We start from the raw sequence: 2293 nt of genomic DNA, 5'->3' as shown, positions 1-2293 counted from the left end.
CGCTGGGCGAGCGGCCCAGGGCGTGGCGCAGGCGGGCCGACCGGGTCGTGCCCGACCTGGCGCGGCTGCTCGTCTACTCCTGGCAGCGGCAGCTCGCCGCGGCGGCCGGGCGCATGGTCGACCAGGACCGCAGCGCGGTGCGGCTGGGCGTGGGCTTCGCCGACCTGGTCGGGTTCACCCGGCTGAGCAGGCAGATCACCGAGCGGGAGCTGGCCGCGCTGGTGGACCACTTCGAGGGGTGCTCCGCCGACGTGGTCACCTCCTCCGGCGGGCGGGTGGTCAAGACGCTCGGCGACTCGGTGCTGTTCGTCTCCGGCAGGGCCCACGAGACGGCCGAGATCGGGCTGCGGCTCATCGAGGCGCACGCCAAGGTGAAGAACATGCCGCAACTGCGCGTGGGCCTGGCCGCCGGGCCGGTGATCTGGCGGATGGGCGACGTGTTCGGCACCACGGTCAACCTGGCCAGCCGCCTGACCGCGCTCGCCCGGCCGGGCACGATCCTCGCCGACCCGGAGACGGCCGAGGAGCTGGAGGGCGACCGGGCGTTCGAGCTGCGCCCGGTCAACCGCCTGTCGGTCCGCGGACTCGGCGAGCTGGCCCCGTTCACGATCACCCGCGCGGGCCGCGCCTGAGCGGATAAATCAGACGCACCGCCCGGACGGGATGTGCCAGGGTGGGGCGTCATGGATCTCATCGACGCCAGGGGGCTGGCGCTGGCCCTGCGAGAGCTGTTAGAGGACGCGCACCAGACGGTCAACGAGGCCAAGGAGACACCAGAGCTCGTGGCGCGGGTCACGGGGCACCTCGGTTGCGAGCTCAAGAACATCATCAACGTGGTGGCGAGCTTCCCCGCCTGGGAGCACGTCAACCTCCAGCGCGGCGTGGACGCGTACCTGGAGGCGCAGAGCCCGGGGGCCCAGTGGTTCGGCATCGCCGGGCACGGCCGCGAGCACGAGGACATCGTCAACATGCTGGCCGGCGCCGCCCGCGGCTGGGAGAGGTACGAGCCGGGCGCGGTCGACTACGCCACGGCGGCGATCGGGCCCGACGAGACCACCGAGGTCGTCTCGCTCGGCCTCAGCCTGGCTCGCTCTCCCGACGGGGCGCCGGTGGTGATCGGGCTGCGCGCGTCGCAGGCCCACGGGGATCCGGGGTGCCAGATCGTGGTGCTGGCGGGCGACCGGTCGATCGCCACCCGCACGCGCGACGAGATCGAACGCCGCATGCGCAAGCACGACATCTACCGCGGGCAGATCCTGTCGTTCGCGTGGAGCGAGCACCGCGGCAACGAGCTGGTGACGTTCCTGCCCCGTCCGGACGTGCGGGCCGACCAGGTGATCCTGCCGGACGGCCTGCTCACCACGGTCGAGCGGCACATCGTGGGGATCGGCGAGCGGGCCGTACGGCTGCGGGAGCTCGGCCAGCACCTCAAGCGCGGCCTGCTGCTCCACGGTCCGCCCGGCACCGGCAAGACCCACACCGTCCGCTACCTGATGGGCCGGATGCGCGACTGCACCGTGATCGTGATGACCGGCTCGGCGATCAGATACGTCACCCAGGCGGCGGGCCTGGCGAGGCGGCTGCAGCCGGCGATCCTCATCCTGGAGGACGTCGACCTGGTCGCCCGCGACCGCTCCTACACCGACGACGGCAACCCGCTGCTGTTCGCGCTGCTCGACGCGATGGACGGGGTGGGAGCCGACGCCGACGTCACGTTCGTGCTCACCACCAACCGCGCCGACGTGCTGGAGCGGGCGCTGGCCGACCGCCCGGGGCGGGTGGACCTGGCCGTGCGCATCCCCAAGCCGGACGCGGCCGGACGCGCCGCCCTGCTCCGCCTGTACGCCCGCGACATGCGGCTGGAGGCCGACCTCGAGCCGATCGTGGCCAGGACCGAGGGCGCGACCGCGTCGTTCTTCAAGGAGCTGCTGCGCCGGGCGGTGCTCACCGCGCTCCGCGACGCGGAGCCGATCGGCTCCGCGCCCGGCGGCGGCACCGGGCCGATCACCGCGATCACCGAGGACCACCTCGGGCGGGCGCTGGACGAGATGCTCGACGAGCGGGAGGCGCTGACCAGGGCACTGCTCGGCTCCGGGGAGCAGGTCCACGAGACTGACGAGGCCGACCTCGACCTGGCGCCCTCACCGGCAGCCGTGACGGACCGCGCGTACCCGACCACCGGCGGCATCGGATTCGGCCGCCCCTGAGGCGCGGGGCTGCCCACCGCCCCTGAGGCGCGGGGCCGCCCACCGCCCCTGAGGCGCGGGGCCGCCCACCGCCCCTGAGGCGCGGG

The 2293-nt window shown here is 73.9% G+C and carries 1 protein-coding gene and 1 pseudogene; both read left to right on the top strand.

Annotated features, from left to right (window positions below):
- Positions 1-632, top strand: a 632-nt coding sequence (locus DQW85_RS10370; RefSeq protein ID WP_162794878.1) for an adenylate/guanylate cyclase domain-containing protein, incomplete at its 5' end; no start/stop codon positions are given.
- Positions 633-683: 51 nt separating this feature from the next.
- Positions 684-1826 (top strand): annotated as a pseudogene (locus tag DQW85_RS10365) (AAA family ATPase); the annotation flags it as partial.
- Positions 1827-2293: the final 467 nt, after the last annotated feature.

The sequence above is a fragment of the Nonomuraea lactucae genome, from assembly GCF_003313395.1.
Taxonomy (GTDB): domain Bacteria; phylum Actinomycetota; class Actinomycetes; order Streptosporangiales; family Streptosporangiaceae; genus Nonomuraea; species Nonomuraea lactucae.
This window is presented reverse-complemented; position numbering and strand designations above follow the sequence as displayed.